Here is a 14,947-nt window from a genome sequence, read left to right as displayed (position 1 = left end):
CATGCAACGTGGCCAGGCCTTACACTTCGATCAGACCAGTACGCCTTGGCTGCGCAGGTAATCGTCGTAGGTACCGCTGAAGTCCACCACACCATCGGGCGACAGCTCGATGATGCGCGTGGCCAACGACGAGACGAACTCGCGGTCGTGGCTGACGAACAGCAAGGTGCCCGGGTAGTTTTCCAGCGCCAGGTTCAGCGCCTCGATCGACTCCATGTCCAGGTGGTTGGTTGGCTCATCCATCACCAGCACGTTCGGCTTTTGCAGGATCAGCTTGCCGAACAGCATGCGGCCTTGCTCACCACCGGAAATCACCTTCACCGACTTGAGGATCTCGTCGTTGGAGAACAGCATGCGCCCCAGGGTGCCGCGAATCACCTGTTCGCCGGAGGTCCACTGGCCCATCCAGTCGAACAGGCTCAGATCGTCTTCAAAGTCGTGAGCGTGGTCCTGGGCGTAGTAGCCCACTTCTGCGCTGTCGGTCCATTTCACCGAACCTGCATCCGGGGTCATTTCGCCGACCAGAGTGCGCAGCAGGGTAGTCTTGCCAATACCGTTGGGGCCGATGATCGCAACGCGCTCACCCGCCTCGACGGTAATGTCGAAGTTCTTGAACAGCACCTTGTCGTCGAAGGCTTTCGCCATCTTCTCGACCACCACCGCCTGGCGGTGCAGTTTTTTGGTCTGCTCAAAGCGAATGAACGGGCTGACACGGCTGGAAGGTTTGACTTCGGCCAGCTGGATCTTGTCGATCTGCTTGGCACGCGAAGTCGCCTGCTTGGCCTTGGAGGCGTTGGCCGAGAAGCGGCTGACGAACGTCTGCAGTTCGGCGATCTGCGCCTTTTTCTTGGCGTTGTCCGACAGCAACTGCTCACGCGACTGGGTGGCCGCCGTCATGTACTCGTCATAGTTGCCTGGGAACAGGCGCAGCTCGCCGTAATCCAGGTCGGCCATGTGGGTGCAGACGCTGTTGAGGAAGTGGCGGTCGTGGGAAATGATGATCATGGTGCTGTTACGCGCCGTGAGGATCGTTTCCAGCCAGCGGATGGTGTTGATATCCAGGTGGTTGGTTGGTTCGTCGAGCAACAGCACGTCCGGGTCCGAGAACAATGCCTGGGCCAGCAGGACACGCAGCTTCCAGCCTGGCGCCACTTCGCTCATCGGGCCGAAGTGCTGTTCCAGGGGGATACCCAGGCCCAGCAGCAGTTCACCGGCGCGCGATTCGGCAGTGTAGCCGTCCATTTCGGCGAATTCGGTTTCCAGCTCGGCGACGGCCATGCCGTCTTCTTCGGTCATTTCCGGCAGCGAGTAGATACGGTCGCGCTCGGCCTTGACCTTCCACAGCTGGCTGTGGCCCATGATCACGGTGTCGATCACGGTGAATTCTTCATAGGCGAACTGGTCCTGGCGCAGCTTGCCCAGGCGGGTGTTCGGTTCCAGCATCACCTGGCCACCGGAAGGCTCCAGGTCACCGCCGAGGATCTTCATGAAGGTCGACTTGCCGCAACCGTTGGCGCCGATCAGACCGTAGCGGTTGCCGTTGTTGAATTTTACGGAAACGTTTTCAAACAGCGGCTTGGAGCCGAACTGCATGGTGATGTTAGCGGTAGAAATCAAGTGCTTGTCCTGCGGGGGTTCCAGAGGTGTATTTAGGCCCTCGCGTCAGGTTTGGGCCAATTTTGGGCCAATTCGACTCGGGGCGGCAGCTTCTCCAGCTCCCTCCAGTCCGAGGAGGAGCTGATCCATTTCGCGTAAGTAGAGAGCAACATCTCGACGCTGTGGCGAGCTGGTTCGCAATGAACGCGGGGTTCATACCAGGCATCAGGCACAGGGTCGCATAGGTGTGGCGGGTGTCGTACTGGCGGCGCTCACGGATGTTCAGCGCGTTGAGCGCCGATTTGAAGTGGCAGATTGTAACACTTGGTTCGTTGATCCACAGCCCAACTTTGCTCGGCTGGAACACAAAGGGGCTGACCGGGTGCAGGGATTTGGACGCCATGCACCGGAGTGTGCCCATTCGCTGGACCTGGGTGAGGGGCGTTCTTTGCGATGCTGGTCGAGGTTTGCTATAACGCCCGACCACTTCAAAGGACTGATCTCATGTCACGCAAAGCATTGGTTTTCTTCTCTGCCGCCGCATTCTCTGCAGTGGTTCTGGCGGGCTGCAAAGAAGATGCTGTCGACACAGCAGCCTACGAGCCGACTGGCGAACACTGTCAGCCCGACTATCTGAAAACGCTTCCAGACAACAAGGCGCGCGAAGACCTGGTCGAAAAGTGCATGACCAGTGGCGCTTACAAGAAGTCAGAGCCGAAGACCTGGTAACGTCCGTGCTTCAGTCAACGCCGCCTCATCAGGCGGCGTTTTGGTTTGAGGAAGTGCTGGCGGGCAGCTGATATGCTTCGTCGCCTACCAAAAGGAGAGTGGTGATGCATTTGGGTGAGAGGCTTCGGGCGTTCCAGCGATGGTTCAACCCGAGGCGCAGGCGGTGGGCTGGCGTGACGCTGATCGCGCTTGGGGTGGTCGGAATGTTTCTCAACCCGGCAAGCCGGTGGACCATGGTGCTAGGAACTGGGATCTACTGGTTCTTCACCGCCTTGCCGCCCGTCCTCGGCGGCAAGCGTTGAGGCGCTGGCGGGCAGCGCCAGAGGGTGAGGCGGCTACTGCGTTTTCCAACATCGGTCCTTTGAGTCGTTCAATCACGGGGGCGAATCTGCGATAAGGCATGCGACCGCTGGGGTTTGATGTCATATTGATTACACAGGAACATCGGCCCGTGTCCACGAGCCAGTCCTTCAGGCCTTACCTCCAGATGCCAAGCAACGTTGATTTTCGCTTCACGGCTCATCGGCAGCTCCTTGATCTGGAAGCCTGTACATCAAGGCTCATGTACCTGGTTGCTGCGGGTGAGATCCACGGCGCTATCTGGGATGATGCCGTGGTCTGCCAGATGAAATCGCATGATGCCTGGCTTCAGTTCTTGAGCCAGAGATCTCAGCCTTCGCTACCCGCGTGATCCAGAATCGCAGAGGAATCTGTGATTTTCAGCAGTGTCCCTAAACACCTGCAATGTTGTGCGTTCAGCCGCGCGTCCAAGCCTGTAGCAATTTATCTGCCGGCCTGGAATTTTTCATCACCCCGCCCGTATACCCATCATGCTGCAATTAAAAATTGACTGGATGCTCTAGAAGAATGGGCCCATCTCGATAATTGCTTACCCAGCACACTTGGAGCCTGTCATGTTCAACCGCAATCTCAAAAAAATGCTGCAAGAGCAGAGCGCGGAGCTGCATCAGTTACGTCAGCAGGTCGAGCAGATGGACAGAGGCATGCTCACCATAAGGCTGGATGCACAGTTTCGTATCTGCGCATTTAACCGACAGTTCTCGGAAACCTTGGGGTATTCTGAGGAGCGCCTGCTGGGGCGCCCGCTCGCGGAGATCGTGCCGCCGTACGTTAAAGACCTGCCTTGCTTTCACGCGTTCAATCAAGCTGTAGCGCGTTTTGAACCCGTCAATGACGAATATCGCTACCTTCGCGCGGACGGCACGCTTGCTTGGTTGAAAATCTATTGGCTCCCTATTCGAGACCACGATGCAAGCCTTGGCCATGTCCAGGGTTACGGCAGTGAAATCACCCGTACCGTGGAGCAGGCGAAGGAAAATGAAGCGCTGATCCAGGCGCTGGTTCGGTCCACTGCCGTTATTGAATTTAACCTGGATGGCACCGTCATCACAGCCAACAAGCAGTTTCTCGATGCCATGAGCTACTCATTAGGCGAAATTGCAGGAAAACATCATCGTTTGTTCTGCCCTGCCGAAGAAGCGGCATCGCCCCAGTATGAAAGTTTCTGGAAGACGCTCAACCGTGGCGAGTACGTTGCAGACCGATTTAAACGCGTCGATGGCCGTGGAAGTGTTATCTGGCTCGAGGCCACTTATAACCCTGTACATGACACTGAGGGCAAGCTGTCTAAAGTTGTAAAGTTTGCGAGTGTCGTGACGGACCAGGTCGCACGCGAGCAAGAGGTAAAGGATGCAGCGGGTGTCGCATACGCCATATCCCGGCAAACGGATTCGAGCGCGGAGCGTGGCGCTGTGGTCGTGACGCGAACGGTGGAGACCATGCGCAGTATCGCTGAACAAATGAACGCGGCAACCGAGAGCATCGAAGCGCTTGGCAAACAGTCTGCGTTGATTAGTTCTATCGTTAAAACCATTGGCGGAATTGCTTCGCAGACGAATCTGCTAGCTCTGAATGCAGCTATCGAAGCCGCGCGTGCGGGTGAGCAAGGTCGAGGCTTCGCTGTGGTTGCCGATGAGGTGCGCAAACTCGCTGGTCACACCAGTTCGGCCACCGAGGAAATCGTTAGCGTGGTCCAACAAAACCAGGCGCTTGCGGATCAAGCCGTTAGCGAAATATTCAGCAGCCGGGCAAAAGCTGAGGAAGGCTTGGCATTGGCTAATGAAGCCGGCACCGTCATCCTGGAAATTCAAAGCGGCGCTAAACAAGTGGTCGGGGCAGTTGGCCGCTTTGCGAATGAGGTGAGGTAGGACGAAACAGCGCTGCGCAGGCAACTGCAGGGGTAAAGGATTATTCGTTATTACCCAAAGGCGCATGCACTGAGGACGCAAGCAAATGCGCGTGCATCTGCGATGTAAGGAGCTCAATCCGTTCACTCATTTGCTTTGTGACTTCTGTGAGGTGTGTGTTTTGCTCCAGCAACTGCAGAAGCTGCTTGCTTTGCATCTCCGCGTCCCGTTGACGTCGTTGATTGGCCATGGCAATCGCCTCTCGATGTCGCGCATCTGCTTCGGCTGTTGCTTTGTCACGGTCGGCTTGGCGGGTTTGAGCCAGAAGAATCAGAGGGGCCGCGTAGGCCGCCTGCAGACTAAACGCCAGATTCAATAGAATGAAGGGATAGGGATCGAACGCTGACAGCCCCGATAGGCTGATCCCCATCCATATCAGAACCACCAGTGACTGAGACCCTAGAAACAACGGCGTGCCAAAGAAGCGCGCGAAAGCTTCGGCCCTGCGGGCAAAAGCATCGTTACCAAATGGGTGGTGCATATGTTCATGGGCGCGGTGAAACCTGAGATGGTCAACTTCTTCAAGACCTTCATGAGGGTCAGGCTGCGCAGAGATTGACGGTTGCATCTGCTGGCTCCGTGGTGGATGGCCATTTCAGTCTAGACTAGGCCGCGAGCGCATACTGCAGAGGGTTGCTATGATGGTTGTCTCTTGCTTTTATCACGATCAATTCACTTAAGGAGCGTGAGATGACACGTTTATTGCTGGCTGCCTTGATGCTGGCATCGGGCGCGGCCCAGGCCGGGATTCCGCTGCTGAACGCAACGTGCCCCGGAAACATTGAGGTCCATGCGGACAAAGGTGGGCCGATCTATATCAATGGCAAGGAAGGGAAGCTGAAGAAGTTCAACGATAACTACTTCGAAGCCAAAGGCAGCGGGGTGACTGTTTCATTGTCGATCAACCCCGACGGTTCGCCCGACGTATCGTATACCGGCAAGAACAAAGCCAACGGCGTATGCCAGGTAAAGGCATCGTAGAAGATCGCCACGTTTGAGCGCAGTGGCAGCCGTTGGCTGGGCATCGGTGCTGGAACGGTAATTGCTTTGCTCCTGAGACATTGATCACGCGGAGAGCGCCGACATGACTCAGGATGACCGCTATTACATGGTTTTCGTTGTGGCAACTGTACTGGTCCTGGACCTGGTGGCAACCTTGGTCTTTCTCAAGGCCATTGCCTGACCCCGAGAGTGGGTACGGTAATACTCGGGGTTGGGGGCATTTGTAGTTGCTTATGCCTATGCGACGCCAGCCGTCCTGAACCTCAGATAAAACTGCGGGCGGGGAGCGCGGCGCCCAAACTTGCAGACCTGGCGGACGCAGGACAAGCTGTAGAAGAGGACATTTATTGCGCCGCCAATGCAGCCTGAACCCATATAGCAAATGAACCTATGGCATGGCTGTCATTGAGCAGTAATATGGCTCACGACAACTAAAAAATGGCGTGCTACTTGGCAACACTTTCCTAAGTTCTCGAGGGGGCAGCAGGGGCGTGTCGCGTGAAGAGCTCAATATCGATAGCAGGTGCATTACTCGTTTCCACGTTAGCCACATTGTTCACGGCCGGGTGCGCACAAAACCCCGACGTGCGTGATAGTCATGACTCTACCTCTGGCAGCACCGCTAAGAGCCCACCCGCGTATCTGGGGTGCGTGAAGGGTGAACTGCCCGGGAATGTGAAAACCTACGAGGTTGATGGCGATAACTCGGTGAGACTGTTCATCGAAAGCACCGACCCCAGCAAGGCAGATGGCCTTGTGGAGTTGCGCAGCACAGCAGGCCAGCATCAGTTCACAGCCTATCAACGTGATGCCTGGTACGACCATGGGAGGTTGCTGGATGCCGCGTTGATGTGTTCAAAAGCATGATCATCTAACCGCCAGAGACAAAATGCCCGCCGTCGAGAGCGGGCTTTTTGCTGGTGGGCCCTGCAGCCGTTCTAATTCGAACGTGGCAGTCCTGAACTGGGCAGTGCTGGTTTTGCATTTGCCTGCCGTGCCCGCGATAATTCACGCATTTGGATGGAGAACACTGGGTGGAAGCAAGAAGCGCAGTCGCCGAAATGTTCATTGGGATCCCGACGCATTTCTGGGTGTTGCCCGTTGCCGGCCTGGTTGCGTACTACGGGCTGAAGGGTGCCGCCAGGTTCAGCAATCGTAGCACCCTGCTGCAAACATCGACTTACCTGCTATTGTTGGCCTTGGCGGTGCTGCCCAACGGCTTTTATGCCTTGTTCCCACCCACGCCCGACCCGGATGTGCTGTTGAATCACGCGCCATTGCCCAACTACGCGGGGCGTTTCTACCTGGATGCGTTCTACGTCTTCAGTGGCTGGGCGCTGAGCAAAGTGGTGAAGCTCAGGTTCAGCTGAAGCTAGCACCTCCAATGTCGTCGATTTTTGCAGCGACAGCGCGCAACTCGTCTGCTACCACATTGATGGACCTGATGTGCGCCGTGACATCAATCTCGCTCTGCGAACTGGCACGCGCCTCCATGAACCTGGCGTGGCCACTCATGGCCTGACTGAGCTTTTCCAGATGGTCGGCTGTTCTGACCAGATCGGACTTGATGCTGAGAAGCGTTTCCATGGTGCTAAAGGCCTTCCGTGTCTGTTGCTTCAACCGTTCCATGAGCATCGCCTCAGGGCAGGGTGAAACGCAACAGATTTGTGGAAAGCGCAGCCTTGCCCGAACGCTGGAGCGCTTGTGCGACCCTTATGGTGGGGCCGGTGCGGCTTGAGGGGGGCTCAGCTGCTTTCCTGCACCTGTAGCACCGAACCCTTGTCGTCGGTCACCAGCAATCCACTGGTGCGGGTGCCGTCTAAGTGTTGCTCGGCAAGTGGCACATCCGAGGACCGAAAGATGCTACGGCTCTGTTCACCGGTTTTAAGGGTGACGAGTTTGCCGTTCTGGTAGAAGAAGCGCGTGATGTTGGCGTTCTTTTGCATGGTGTGTATTTCCTGGCCGAGTCGCGGTGAGGTGCCCCATTGGCAGTTCACTTTCTCAACGTTCGGCTACCCATGCTACTGGCAGAAATATCAGGTCCCCACCAGTGAGCCCGCTCAGGCTTCGTCCTGCAACCGCCCGGGGCTGAAGAAAAACGAGGCCACCACCACCGCTGTGATCACGCCTGCTGCATCTGCAATAAACAGCAGCAGAGCACCTGGACCACCAAGCGCCAGGTGCTTGCCCAAGGCAAAGTCCACACCGTGCGGGCATGCGGCGATCGTTAGCAGCATGGCGGCCAGCAGGCCAGAGAGGAGCCTCATGTAGACGCTGCCGAATGCCAAGCCATAGGCCCAGAACACGAAAATACAGAGCACGGCCAAGCCGGTGGAGGTTGCATATTGGGCGAGTATTTCCAGCCACCAGAGCATGGGGTTCTCCTGAACAAAGCCGGCCGGTATTGCCGTTGCCTGATGTTGATGAGAAGCAGGGCAGAATGACTTCGTTCCCTGGATTCAGACAATTAATTGCAGTGACCGGGCGCCAGTAAACAACCCGCGATGTGATGGTGTTGTCACTGGCGCGTCGTTGCTGTGTCAATGGCGCGAAAATTCACCAGCAAGACCATGGTTGGTTAGAAACTTTGGACAACCCTCGTTAGAATGCAGCGTATCCCTGACGGCCAATTGCAAATGCCTACTTTTCGTATCTTCATCGCTTCTGCGTTGGTTGCCAGCCTTGCTGGCTGCGCGACGCCCGGCAAACCCACTGCCAGCAAGCTGACCAAAAAAACGCCGCAGGTGTACGCCGCCTGTGTCCTGCCCAAGTGGCAGGTTCTGGCACCCCAGGCCACGCAGAAGTCGATTGCCCACGGGTATCGGCTGACGGCATCCAGTGCGGTGGCAAGTGACGATGTACTGGACGTGGTTGACTCTCGTGAAGGCAGCCGCGCGACCTTCTACAAGGGCAGCTTCCTGTCTGGCGACAAATTGCGCCAGGCTGCCAAGGACTGCCTGGACTGAGTCAATAGCCCGGGATCCTGGGGCCGCCTTGCATCCCTGTCGCGACACATGACTGTGCCTGCCCGGGGCATGTACCGGTCGCAATTCAGCGTTCGCGCATGAAGAAACCGGCAACAAACTTGCGGAAGGTTTCCAGGCTCTTGAAGTCGGCGTAGCGCTTGAAGTTTTCGGTGTCCGGCTCGGGCCCAATCGGCTGTTCGAGGAGCGACACTGACAATACCCGGTCCTGGTCCGAGGTCATCACCAGCTCATCCATCACCTGGCCGCCGATCACCGGCCGGCGCATTTGCACCTTGACGCTCTTGCTGGCCATCCAGTCGATCAGCGACACCAGGGCCTTGAGTGGCTCGCGCTCTTCATCGCGGTACACCGGGAACAGATGCGCGCGCGATAGCACCGGCACGCTGGCCACATGGATCAGCTCATAGAAATGGCTACCGGCGCTGGTCGGCGAGTAGATCATCAGTGCCAGCAACGGCCCGCTGGTACGGCTACCGCCCCAGTACAGGTGGTGCCCCTGGAAGTCGAAGCCGTCTTCACTGCGATTGTTGAACAGCTTGCGCCCTTTGATCTGGTCGACGCAGTCCAGCATCAGCCCGTGGCGGCGATGGTTGCCGAACAGTGTGGATTCACGCAGCCGGGACTTGAGCATCATCATGTGCTTCATGTCCAGCCGGGTTTCCAGGTAGTTGCTGGCAGGTATCCGCTCCAGCAGCGGGTAGCGACTGGCCACGCTGCGCAATTCGGCAAACTGCGTGGTCAGGTCCTTCTTCAGGTGAGTGGCGTAAAGGTTGAGGCCGCTGGTCTCGATCCAGGTGAGCAGCAGCGACAGCAGGCGCTGTTGCTCGCGCCGGTCGTTGCCATCGCTTGCGGCACTGGCGGTACCGGCGCGAAAGTCACCCATCAGGCGCAGCGGCGTGTCGGGCGGCAGCCAGGCGGCAGGTGGTGCGGGATCGTCTTCGCGTTCGGCGGCTTCCCGCTCGTCTTTGGTAAACGGGCAACCAGGGGCATGCTCGGCAGTGCCCGGGTTGTTCTTGAGGAACAATGTGCCGGTATTGCCGTTAAGGGTGACATTGAGCACCGGCAGGGCGTCGTTGCGGCAGTCGCAGCCCAGCCATTGGTTGGCGTTGCGAACCTTCATCAGTAGCTGGTTGGCCTGCAGCAGGCGCGGGCCGACGAGGCTGCCGGTGGCAAAACCGACCAGCAGATGCTCTTCAGCGGGGGTCAGGCTGCGCACCTGCGCAGCGGTTTTGTCGATGATTCGCATGAAGCAGCTCCAGGCTACGAGCCTCAAGCTTCAAGCAAAGTGGCGCCGCTTTCAACTTGCCGCTGGGTTACCGCCGAACATCTTCGCTGCGCGGGCGCGAATTTCGTCAGGGCTCAGGTCCTCCTTGTGGGTCGAGACGAACCAGATATTGCCGAACGGGTCTTTCAGGGTGCCACTGCGGTCGCCATAGAACTGGTCGGTCAAGGGGTGCAACTGCGTGCCGCCAGCCGCCAGGGCTTGGGCGTAGACCTTGTCGCAGTCCTCGACATACAGGTGCAGGCCCACGCCTGCGCCCTGAGCTTCTGGCTGGCGGTAAGGCCGCCTTCCATGTCGCAGGGGTCGCCCAGCATCAGCGACGAATCACCGATCTTGAGTTCGGCATGGCCCACACGGCCACCAGGAGCATCAAGGCGGAACATTTCGACCGCACCGAAGGCCTTCTTGTAGAACTCGATGGCCTTGGCGGCGTCGTTGATGGCCAGATAGGGGGTGATGCTGTGCTGGCCTTCGGGGATGGGTTTGACTGCCATGTTCGACTCTCCGTTGCAGTGGGCGCCGGATGGCGCCCTGTTGCTTAGAGTCGTTTGCGCCGATGGACAATCGACAATGCCGCTAGATCGATTTTCTATAAGCGCGGCCGTCAGAAGATGTAGTCGGTGGTCAGGAAGCTCGACTGGCGGTTACGGATGATTTCGCTGATCAGTTCTTTGTTGGCTTCCTGGAAGCGGGTGGCGACCAGGGTGCGGATGGAGAACACGCGCAAGGCGTCATGCACAGACAGAGTGCCTTCGGCGCTGTTCTTGCGGCCGTTGAACGGGTAGGTGTCGGGGCCGCGCTGGCACTGCGCGTTGATGTTGATGCGCCCGACCTGGTTGGCGAAGATGTCGACCAGGCTACCGATGGTCGCCGGATCGTTGCCGAACAGGCTCAACTGCTGGCCGTAATCGGAGTCCAGCACGTAGTCGATGACGGTTTGCAGGTCGCGGTAGGGCACCACGGGTACCAGGGGGCCGAATTGCTCTTCGTGGTACACGCGCATGTCGTTGTTAACCGGGTACAGCAAGGCCGGATAGAAGAACGAGCCGCGGCTTTGCCCGCCACCTTCGTTGAGCACGCGTGCGCCCTTGGCCGTGGCATCGGCGACCAGGCCGTCAAGGTAGTCGACCTTGCCGGGCTCCGGCAATGGCGTCAGCGCGACGCCCGGTTCCCAGGGCATGCCGGGCTTGAGCGCGGCCAGCTTGCGCTGGAACTTGTCGAGGAAGGCGTCGACCACGTGCTCGTGGACGAACAGGATCTTCAACGCTGTGCAGCGCTGGCCGTTGAACGACAGCGCGCCGGTAACCGCCTCTTCGACAGCGTTGTCGAGGTCGACCTGCGGCAACACGATGCCTGGGTTCTTGGCATCCAGGCCCAGCGCGGCGCGCAGGCGATGCGGGCGTGGGTGCAGCTTTTTCAGGTCGCTGGCTGCCTTGTGTGTGCCAATGAAGGCGAATACATCGACCTTGCCGCTGGCCATCAGCGCGCTCACCGTTTCCCGGCCGCGGCCATAGATCACGTTGATCACCCCCGGCGGGAAACTGTCGCGGAAGGCTTCGAGCAACGGGCGGATCAGTAGCACACCGAACTTGGCCGGCTTGAACACCACGGTGTTGCCCATGATCAGCGCCGGGATCAGGGTGGTGAAGGTTTCGTTCAGCGGGTAATTGTAGGGCCCCATGCACAACGCCACACCCAGCGGCGCGCGGCGGATCTGGCCGAGGGTGCCTTGTTCCAGCTCGAAGCGGCTGGAGCGGCGGTCGAGGTCCTTGAGGGCATTGATGGTGTCGACGATGTAGTCGCAGGTGCGGTCGAATTCTTTTTCTGAATCCTTGAGGTTCTTGCCAATCTCCCACATCAGCAGCTTGACCACGGCCTGGCGCTGCTCGCGCATACGGGCCAGGAAGTTTTCGACATGCTGGATGCGTTCGGCCACCCGCATGTTCGGCCAGGCACCGCGGCCCTTGTCGTAGGCCTGCACGGCGGCGTCGAGGGCCGTAAGGGCGGTGTCCGCGTCGAGCAGCGGGGCGCTACCCAGTACCACCTGGCGTTCCTCTGCGCCCTCCTTCAGCCATACCGGGCTGCGCACCGTGGCCAAGGGGCCGTCCCACTGCCTGAGTTCGCCGTTCACCAGGTAGTCGCGTTGTTCCATTGGGGCTCCCAGGCGCCAGGTTTCCGGAATGTTCTCGGCGCTGGGGAAGAGTGAATCGAGCAGACGGTCCATAGGTACTGCACCTCACATTGCGGGGCTGGTTCAAAGCAGGGTGAATCGCTTCAGCATGGAGCATGCACCGGCTGCCGGCAAAACACCAGTCTGGCTCAATCGGGCCGTGGATGCTTGCCAAATGGCCCGGCAGGCACCGCAAAAGCGTTCAGGCATGTCGACGTTTCTTTTATGCAAAGAAGATATCAAATGCTAATTATCAATAGCCAAGTGGTAATGAAAGGCCGTGTGCGTCGGCACGCTTATAGCAAACTTGCAATTGGCGTGGGTTTTCACGCAGGAAATTTGACGCCATCAAACTTGATCTAAAGTCAGCTAGAAGCCGCTTGCCAAAGCGTTTGCAGGCATCTTAAATTGTTACTGAATGTGATAAGCAAGTTTCAGGGCAAACTATAAAAATCAAAGCGTTAAGTGTTTTTGCTGATTTTTTCTCTTTTTCAGATAGACCATAAAGCCCTTCAAAGGACGTCGAAGAAAAAATGAAAGAGACCTTGACGGCTGTGGCGCGAAAGCTCCTGTCACCCTCCCAGCGCTACGAAATGAGGCTGTTGGCAAGCAAAGTGCGAGAGATGGCGGCGCGCGCCTGTTTCTGGCGCTGGGAAGTAGCGAGGTTTCGGCTACAGCAGGAGAGCCCCTACGAAATTCTTTACATCGGCCGCAAGCAACAGCGGGAAATGGCCAAGCTGCTGATCGGCGGCAAGGGCCAGGGCAGTGCTTCGATCGTAGAAAGTGCAAGTGCCACGGCGGCTGCAAACCATGTAGTGGTCATCAGCGAAATACCCTCGTCTGGGGCGCTGTCAGTGCCGCATTACCTGAGCGCTGTAGTACCGTTGGGCCGCTCGCTGGAGGACATCACGGCGCGCTACGACAGCGAACTGCGGCGCAGCATCCGCAAGAACCGCCCGCTCTACCAGATGCGACAAGCCCTGTCGGACGACGAGATCGCCATGGCAGACCGCGAGCTGCTGCGCCCCTATGCCACCGCCAGGCAAGGTATCCATGCTGCGCAGTTCCCCACGGAAGAAGTGTTCCGCATTGCCAAAAGCGTCGGCCGGCTCGACCTGATTACCTTGGGTGATGAAGTGATCGGCTGCCACTTGGGTTGTGAAGTGGTACGCGGGGGCAAGCGGTACTGGAGCACGTTGCGTTTCGGCTACTGCGAGGCAGTGTTCAGTGATGCCAAGAGGTTGCGTGAGGTGAATTCGATCACCACCTTCATGGCGCTTGAGTGGGCACTGCAGCAGGGCTTCGATTACTACGACATCGGGCTGTGCCTCGCGCGCCCGGACGACGGCCTGCTGAAATGGAAGCGCCGTCGCGGGGGAGACATCGACTCGTTGGGCAACCATGCCTATCTGTTTGTCCGCTTGCCAAAGACCGGCACAGCCAAGTTCTTGTGGGATACGCCGATGTTCGCAGTGGAGGGCGACAAACTCACGCTGCACTTGGGGTTGCCGGATGGCCCGAGCGATGAGGAGGTTGCCAGCCGATACCACGAGATGGTGTTTGGGGGGCTGCACAAGATTTATCTCTACGGTGGCAATGGTGCGGGTGAGCCCTTCGTGGAAACCCTGCGCAGCCGTTATGCCAGCGTGCAGTCACCGCCCACCATGGAAAGAGTCACGTGCAACTGAGTGACTGCCAGGGATGCATTGATCTGGCGCTCTACGCCAGGGTTTAAACTTCGTCATCAGGGGAGGACGCTTCATGGGGAGCGACATCTCGCAGTTCAGTGCATCGTCCGCGGCCAAGCAGCACACCTGGACCTTGGCCGCCTATCGTTACATGGCGCGCAAGCGGCTGGGCAAGAATACCGCCATCGACCTCAAGAGCATCGCCACCAGGAGTTGGGACATTGCTCCAGGCGAAACCACTGTGTCCCCGGCGGCCATTTTCCTGCCTGGCCAGCTGGAACGGGTAACGGGCTGGGAGGGCAAGCGTTTTTACCCCTACGTGCACCCCGCTCGCACCATGGAGGGTGGCATCAGCACATTGCAAGGGCCAACCCGCGGCTACCTGATCAAGGATGTGTGGCTGGTCGATGGTGCGTTGTACAAAGGCAAGGCCAGCCACTGGCTGTCGCTCAAGCCAAGTACCTTCCCGACCATCATCGTTGACAACGAAATAGACCGCGCGGCCATCTACTGCACGCAAAACGGCAATTCGTGGTTCGGCACCTGGCTGATGGAAGATTGCCCAACCTATGCGCTGGCCTGCAATGAGGGCATACCGGTGACCACCGCACCCTCGGCCAGATACCCGCTGTTTACCCAGGCCCCGGCCTATGAAGACTGGCTGGGCATGAAGCCACTGCGCCTGCGCAGTGCGTTTTTCCGTGAGCTGGTGCTGTTCGATGATCAGGGCAACAACCGCAGCCGGCATGCCCGCTACCGGGCCATGGGGGATAAATTGCTGTCGCACGTGCCGCATGCCCCACATCCTGGCGTGTTCCTGCTGCGTGGCGGCGACGGCGACCTGCGCTTGTTGCGCAATGAGCTGGAGCTCGCCGAGCACCTGCGTGTCACCCGCGGTTTCCGTGTTGTGAACCCGCTCAAGTCCGATGTGCCGAGTATTGTTGCAGCCTGCGCCGGGGCAAAAGTGGTCATTGGCGTGGAGGGCAGCCAATTGGTGCATGGGGTAAATGTGCTGCAGCCCGGTGGTAGCCTGCTCACCTTGCAGCCGCCTGACCGGTTTGTGAGCTACTACAAATACCTGACCGATCGCGACCATCAGCATTTCGCTTTTGTGGTCGGGATTCCGGATGGCGATGGTTTCCGGATCGATATCGAAGAGGTGGAGCGCACGCTGGACCTGCTTCCACGGTAAACGTGTAGTATCGGTGAATGTCAGCATCAAGTGG

17 protein-coding genes and 3 pseudogenes are annotated in these 14,947 nt (G+C 58.4%); 10 read left to right on the top strand and 10 right to left on the bottom strand.

Annotated elements, in window-relative coordinates; genetic code table 11:
* Nucleotides 1–30 precede the first annotated feature (30 nt).
* Together ACK1VC_RS18710 and ACK1VC_RS18705 are read right to left on the bottom strand one after the other, a co-directional pair.
* On the bottom strand, nt 31–1,617 hold the full coding sequence (locus ACK1VC_RS18710; protein WP_016486587.1) for an ABC-F family ATPase: 1,587 nt from the start codon (nt 1,615–1,617) through the stop codon (nt 31–33).
* A 32-nt stretch (nt 1,618–1,649) separates the two neighbouring features.
* A pseudogene (locus ACK1VC_RS18705) lies at nt 1,650–1,999 on the bottom strand (integrase).
* A gap of 101 nt (nt 2,000–2,100) precedes the next feature.
* On the opposite strand from ACK1VC_RS18705, the gene trbK reads away from it, so the two are divergent.
* Nucleotides 2,101–2,325, top strand: coding sequence for an entry exclusion lipoprotein TrbK (trbK, locus tag ACK1VC_RS18700; protein ID WP_016486673.1), 225 nt, complete (start codon nt 2,101–2,103; stop codon nt 2,323–2,325).
* Between the two features lie 104 nt (nt 2,326–2,429).
* Complete coding sequence (locus tag ACK1VC_RS18695; protein ID WP_016486674.1) at nt 2,430–2,627, top strand: hypothetical protein; 198 nt, start codon at nt 2,430–2,432, stop codon at nt 2,625–2,627.
* A 68-nt stretch (nt 2,628–2,695) separates the two neighbouring features.
* Here the strand turns inward: ACK1VC_RS18695 and ACK1VC_RS18690 are convergent, their stop codons facing one another.
* Complete coding sequence (locus ACK1VC_RS18690) at nt 2,696–2,848, bottom strand: hypothetical protein (protein WP_191087668.1); 153 nt, start codon at nt 2,846–2,848, stop codon at nt 2,696–2,698.
* Nucleotides 2,849–3,239: 391 nt separating this feature from the next.
* Between ACK1VC_RS18690 and ACK1VC_RS18685 the strand changes: the two are divergent.
* Together ACK1VC_RS18685 and ACK1VC_RS18680 are read left to right on the top strand one after the other, a co-directional pair.
* Nucleotides 3,240–4,016, top strand: a pseudogene (locus ACK1VC_RS18685) (PAS domain-containing protein); the annotation flags it as partial.
* Entirely contained in the window at nt 3,999–4,553 is a 555-nt protein-coding gene (locus tag ACK1VC_RS18680; protein WP_371262263.1) for a methyl-accepting chemotaxis protein, read from the top strand. The pseudogene ACK1VC_RS18685 and the gene ACK1VC_RS18680, both read left to right, overlap by 18 nt.
* A 40-nt stretch (nt 4,554–4,593) precedes the next feature.
* Here the strand turns inward: ACK1VC_RS18680 and ACK1VC_RS18675 are convergent, their stop codons facing one another.
* Entirely contained in the window at nt 4,594–5,160 is a 567-nt protein-coding gene (locus ACK1VC_RS18675; RefSeq protein ID WP_191087670.1) for a DUF1003 domain-containing protein, read from the bottom strand.
* Between the two features lie 122 nt (nt 5,161–5,282).
* On the opposite strand from ACK1VC_RS18675, the gene ACK1VC_RS18670 reads away from it, so the two are divergent.
* The 3 genes from ACK1VC_RS18670 (at nt 5,283) to ACK1VC_RS18660 (ending at nt 6,964) form a co-directional block, all read left to right on the top strand.
* Nucleotides 5,283–5,573 carry a hypothetical protein gene (locus ACK1VC_RS18670; protein WP_016486678.1) on the top strand — a complete coding sequence of 97 codons (291 nt, stop codon included), beginning with the start codon at nt 5,283–5,285 and terminating at the stop codon, nt 5,571–5,573.
* 519 nt (nt 5,574–6,092) lie between these two features.
* Nucleotides 6,093–6,461 carry a hypothetical protein gene (locus ACK1VC_RS18665; RefSeq protein ID WP_191087671.1) on the top strand — a complete coding sequence of 123 codons (369 nt, stop codon included), beginning with the start codon at nt 6,093–6,095 and terminating at the stop codon, nt 6,459–6,461.
* Nucleotides 6,462–6,655: 194 nt separating this feature from the next.
* Entirely contained in the window at nt 6,656–6,964 is a 309-nt protein-coding gene (locus ACK1VC_RS18660) for a hypothetical protein (protein WP_016486681.1), read from the top strand.
* Here ACK1VC_RS18660 and ACK1VC_RS18655 read toward each other — a convergent pair.
* The 3 genes from ACK1VC_RS18655 to ACK1VC_RS18645 form a co-directional block, all read right to left on the bottom strand.
* A complete protein-coding gene (locus ACK1VC_RS18655) occupies nt 6,957–7,181 on the bottom strand; it encodes a hypothetical protein (protein WP_031312021.1) in 225 nt (74 codons plus the stop codon). The genes ACK1VC_RS18660 and ACK1VC_RS18655 overlap by 8 nt on opposite strands.
* A gap of 158 nt (nt 7,182–7,339) precedes the next feature.
* Nucleotides 7,340–7,540 carry a hypothetical protein gene (locus ACK1VC_RS18650; RefSeq protein WP_016486683.1) on the bottom strand — a complete coding sequence of 67 codons (201 nt, stop codon included), beginning with the start codon at nt 7,538–7,540 and terminating at the stop codon, nt 7,340–7,342.
* A 114-nt stretch (nt 7,541–7,654) separates the two neighbouring features.
* A complete protein-coding gene (locus ACK1VC_RS18645; RefSeq protein WP_016486684.1) occupies nt 7,655–7,969 on the bottom strand; it encodes a hypothetical protein in 315 nt (104 codons plus the stop codon).
* Between the two features lie 231 nt (nt 7,970–8,200).
* On the opposite strand from ACK1VC_RS18645, the gene ACK1VC_RS18640 reads away from it, so the two are divergent.
* Nucleotides 8,201–8,560 (top strand): hypothetical protein, encoded by a 360-nt coding sequence (locus tag ACK1VC_RS18640; RefSeq protein ID WP_016486685.1) that lies wholly within the window; start codon nt 8,201–8,203, stop codon nt 8,558–8,560.
* Nucleotides 8,561–8,645: 85 nt separating this feature from the next.
* Here the strand turns inward: ACK1VC_RS18640 and ACK1VC_RS18635 are convergent, their stop codons facing one another.
* From ACK1VC_RS18635 to ACK1VC_RS18625, 3 genes and pseudogenes are all read right to left on the bottom strand, one after another.
* A complete protein-coding gene (locus tag ACK1VC_RS18635; RefSeq protein ID WP_191087672.1) occupies nt 8,646–9,827 on the bottom strand; it encodes a hypothetical protein in 1,182 nt (393 codons plus the stop codon).
* 51 nt (nt 9,828–9,878) lie between these two features.
* Nucleotides 9,879–10,357 (bottom strand): annotated as a pseudogene (locus ACK1VC_RS18630) (VOC family protein).
* 110 nt (nt 10,358–10,467) lie between these two features.
* Complete coding sequence (locus ACK1VC_RS18625; RefSeq protein ID WP_023048165.1) at nt 10,468–12,087, bottom strand: NADP-dependent glyceraldehyde-3-phosphate dehydrogenase; 1,620 nt, start codon at nt 12,085–12,087, stop codon at nt 10,468–10,470.
* Between the two features lie 479 nt (nt 12,088–12,566).
* Between ACK1VC_RS18625 and ACK1VC_RS18620 the strand changes: the two genes are divergently transcribed.
* Together ACK1VC_RS18620 and ACK1VC_RS18615 are read left to right on the top strand one after the other, a co-directional pair.
* Nucleotides 12,567–13,721 carry a hypothetical protein gene (locus ACK1VC_RS18620; protein ID WP_023048164.1) on the top strand — a complete coding sequence of 385 codons (1,155 nt, stop codon included), beginning with the start codon at nt 12,567–12,569 and terminating at the stop codon, nt 13,719–13,721.
* A gap of 73 nt (nt 13,722–13,794) precedes the next feature.
* Nucleotides 13,795–14,913, top strand: coding sequence for a glycosyltransferase 61 family protein (locus ACK1VC_RS18615; RefSeq protein ID WP_016486690.1), 1,119 nt, complete (start codon nt 13,795–13,797; stop codon nt 14,911–14,913).
* The last annotated feature ends 34 nt before the right edge of the window (nt 14,914–14,947 follow it).

The organism is Pseudomonas sp. XP2 (assembly GCF_053557975.1).
The sequence above is the reverse complement of the archived record's forward strand: the minus strand, read 5'-3'. Positions and strand labels throughout refer to the sequence as shown.

Bases quoted from the DNA above. Each gene is read 5' to 3' on its own strand.
- trbK (WP_016486673.1), top strand. From the start codon at position 2,101: ATGTCACGCAAAGCATTGGTTTTCTTCTCTGCCGCCGCATTCTCTGCA.
- ACK1VC_RS18695 (WP_016486674.1), top strand. From the start codon at position 2,430: ATGCATTTGGGTGAGAGGCTTCGGGCGTTCCAGCGATGGTTCAACCCG.
- ACK1VC_RS18690 (WP_191087668.1), bottom strand. From the start codon at position 2,848: ATGAGCCGTGAAGCGAAAATCAACGTTGCTTGGCATCTGGAGGTAAGG.
- ACK1VC_RS18675 (WP_191087670.1), bottom strand. From the start codon at position 5,160: ATGCAACCGTCAATCTCTGCGCAGCCTGACCCTCATGAAGGTCTTGAA.
- ACK1VC_RS18670 (WP_016486678.1), top strand. From the start codon at position 5,283: ATGACACGTTTATTGCTGGCTGCCTTGATGCTGGCATCGGGCGCGGCC.
- ACK1VC_RS18660 (WP_016486681.1), top strand. From the start codon at position 6,656: ATGTTCATTGGGATCCCGACGCATTTCTGGGTGTTGCCCGTTGCCGGC.
- ACK1VC_RS18655 (WP_031312021.1), bottom strand. From the start codon at position 7,181: ATGGAAACGCTTCTCAGCATCAAGTCCGATCTGGTCAGAACAGCCGAC.
- ACK1VC_RS18650 (WP_016486683.1), bottom strand. From the start codon at position 7,540: ATGCAAAAGAACGCCAACATCACGCGCTTCTTCTACCAGAACGGCAAA.
- ACK1VC_RS18645 (WP_016486684.1), bottom strand. From the start codon at position 7,969: ATGCTCTGGTGGCTGGAAATACTCGCCCAATATGCAACCTCCACCGGC.
- ACK1VC_RS18640 (WP_016486685.1), top strand. From the start codon at position 8,201: ATGCAGCGTATCCCTGACGGCCAATTGCAAATGCCTACTTTTCGTATC.
- ACK1VC_RS18635 (WP_191087672.1), bottom strand. From the start codon at position 9,827: ATGCGAATCATCGACAAAACCGCTGCGCAGGTGCGCAGCCTGACCCCC.
- ACK1VC_RS18625 (WP_023048165.1), bottom strand. From the start codon at position 12,087: ATGGACCGTCTGCTCGATTCACTCTTCCCCAGCGCCGAGAACATTCCG.
- ACK1VC_RS18620 (WP_023048164.1), top strand. From the start codon at position 12,567: ATGAAAGAGACCTTGACGGCTGTGGCGCGAAAGCTCCTGTCACCCTCC.
- ACK1VC_RS18615 (WP_016486690.1), top strand. From the start codon at position 13,795: ATGGGGAGCGACATCTCGCAGTTCAGTGCATCGTCCGCGGCCAAGCAG.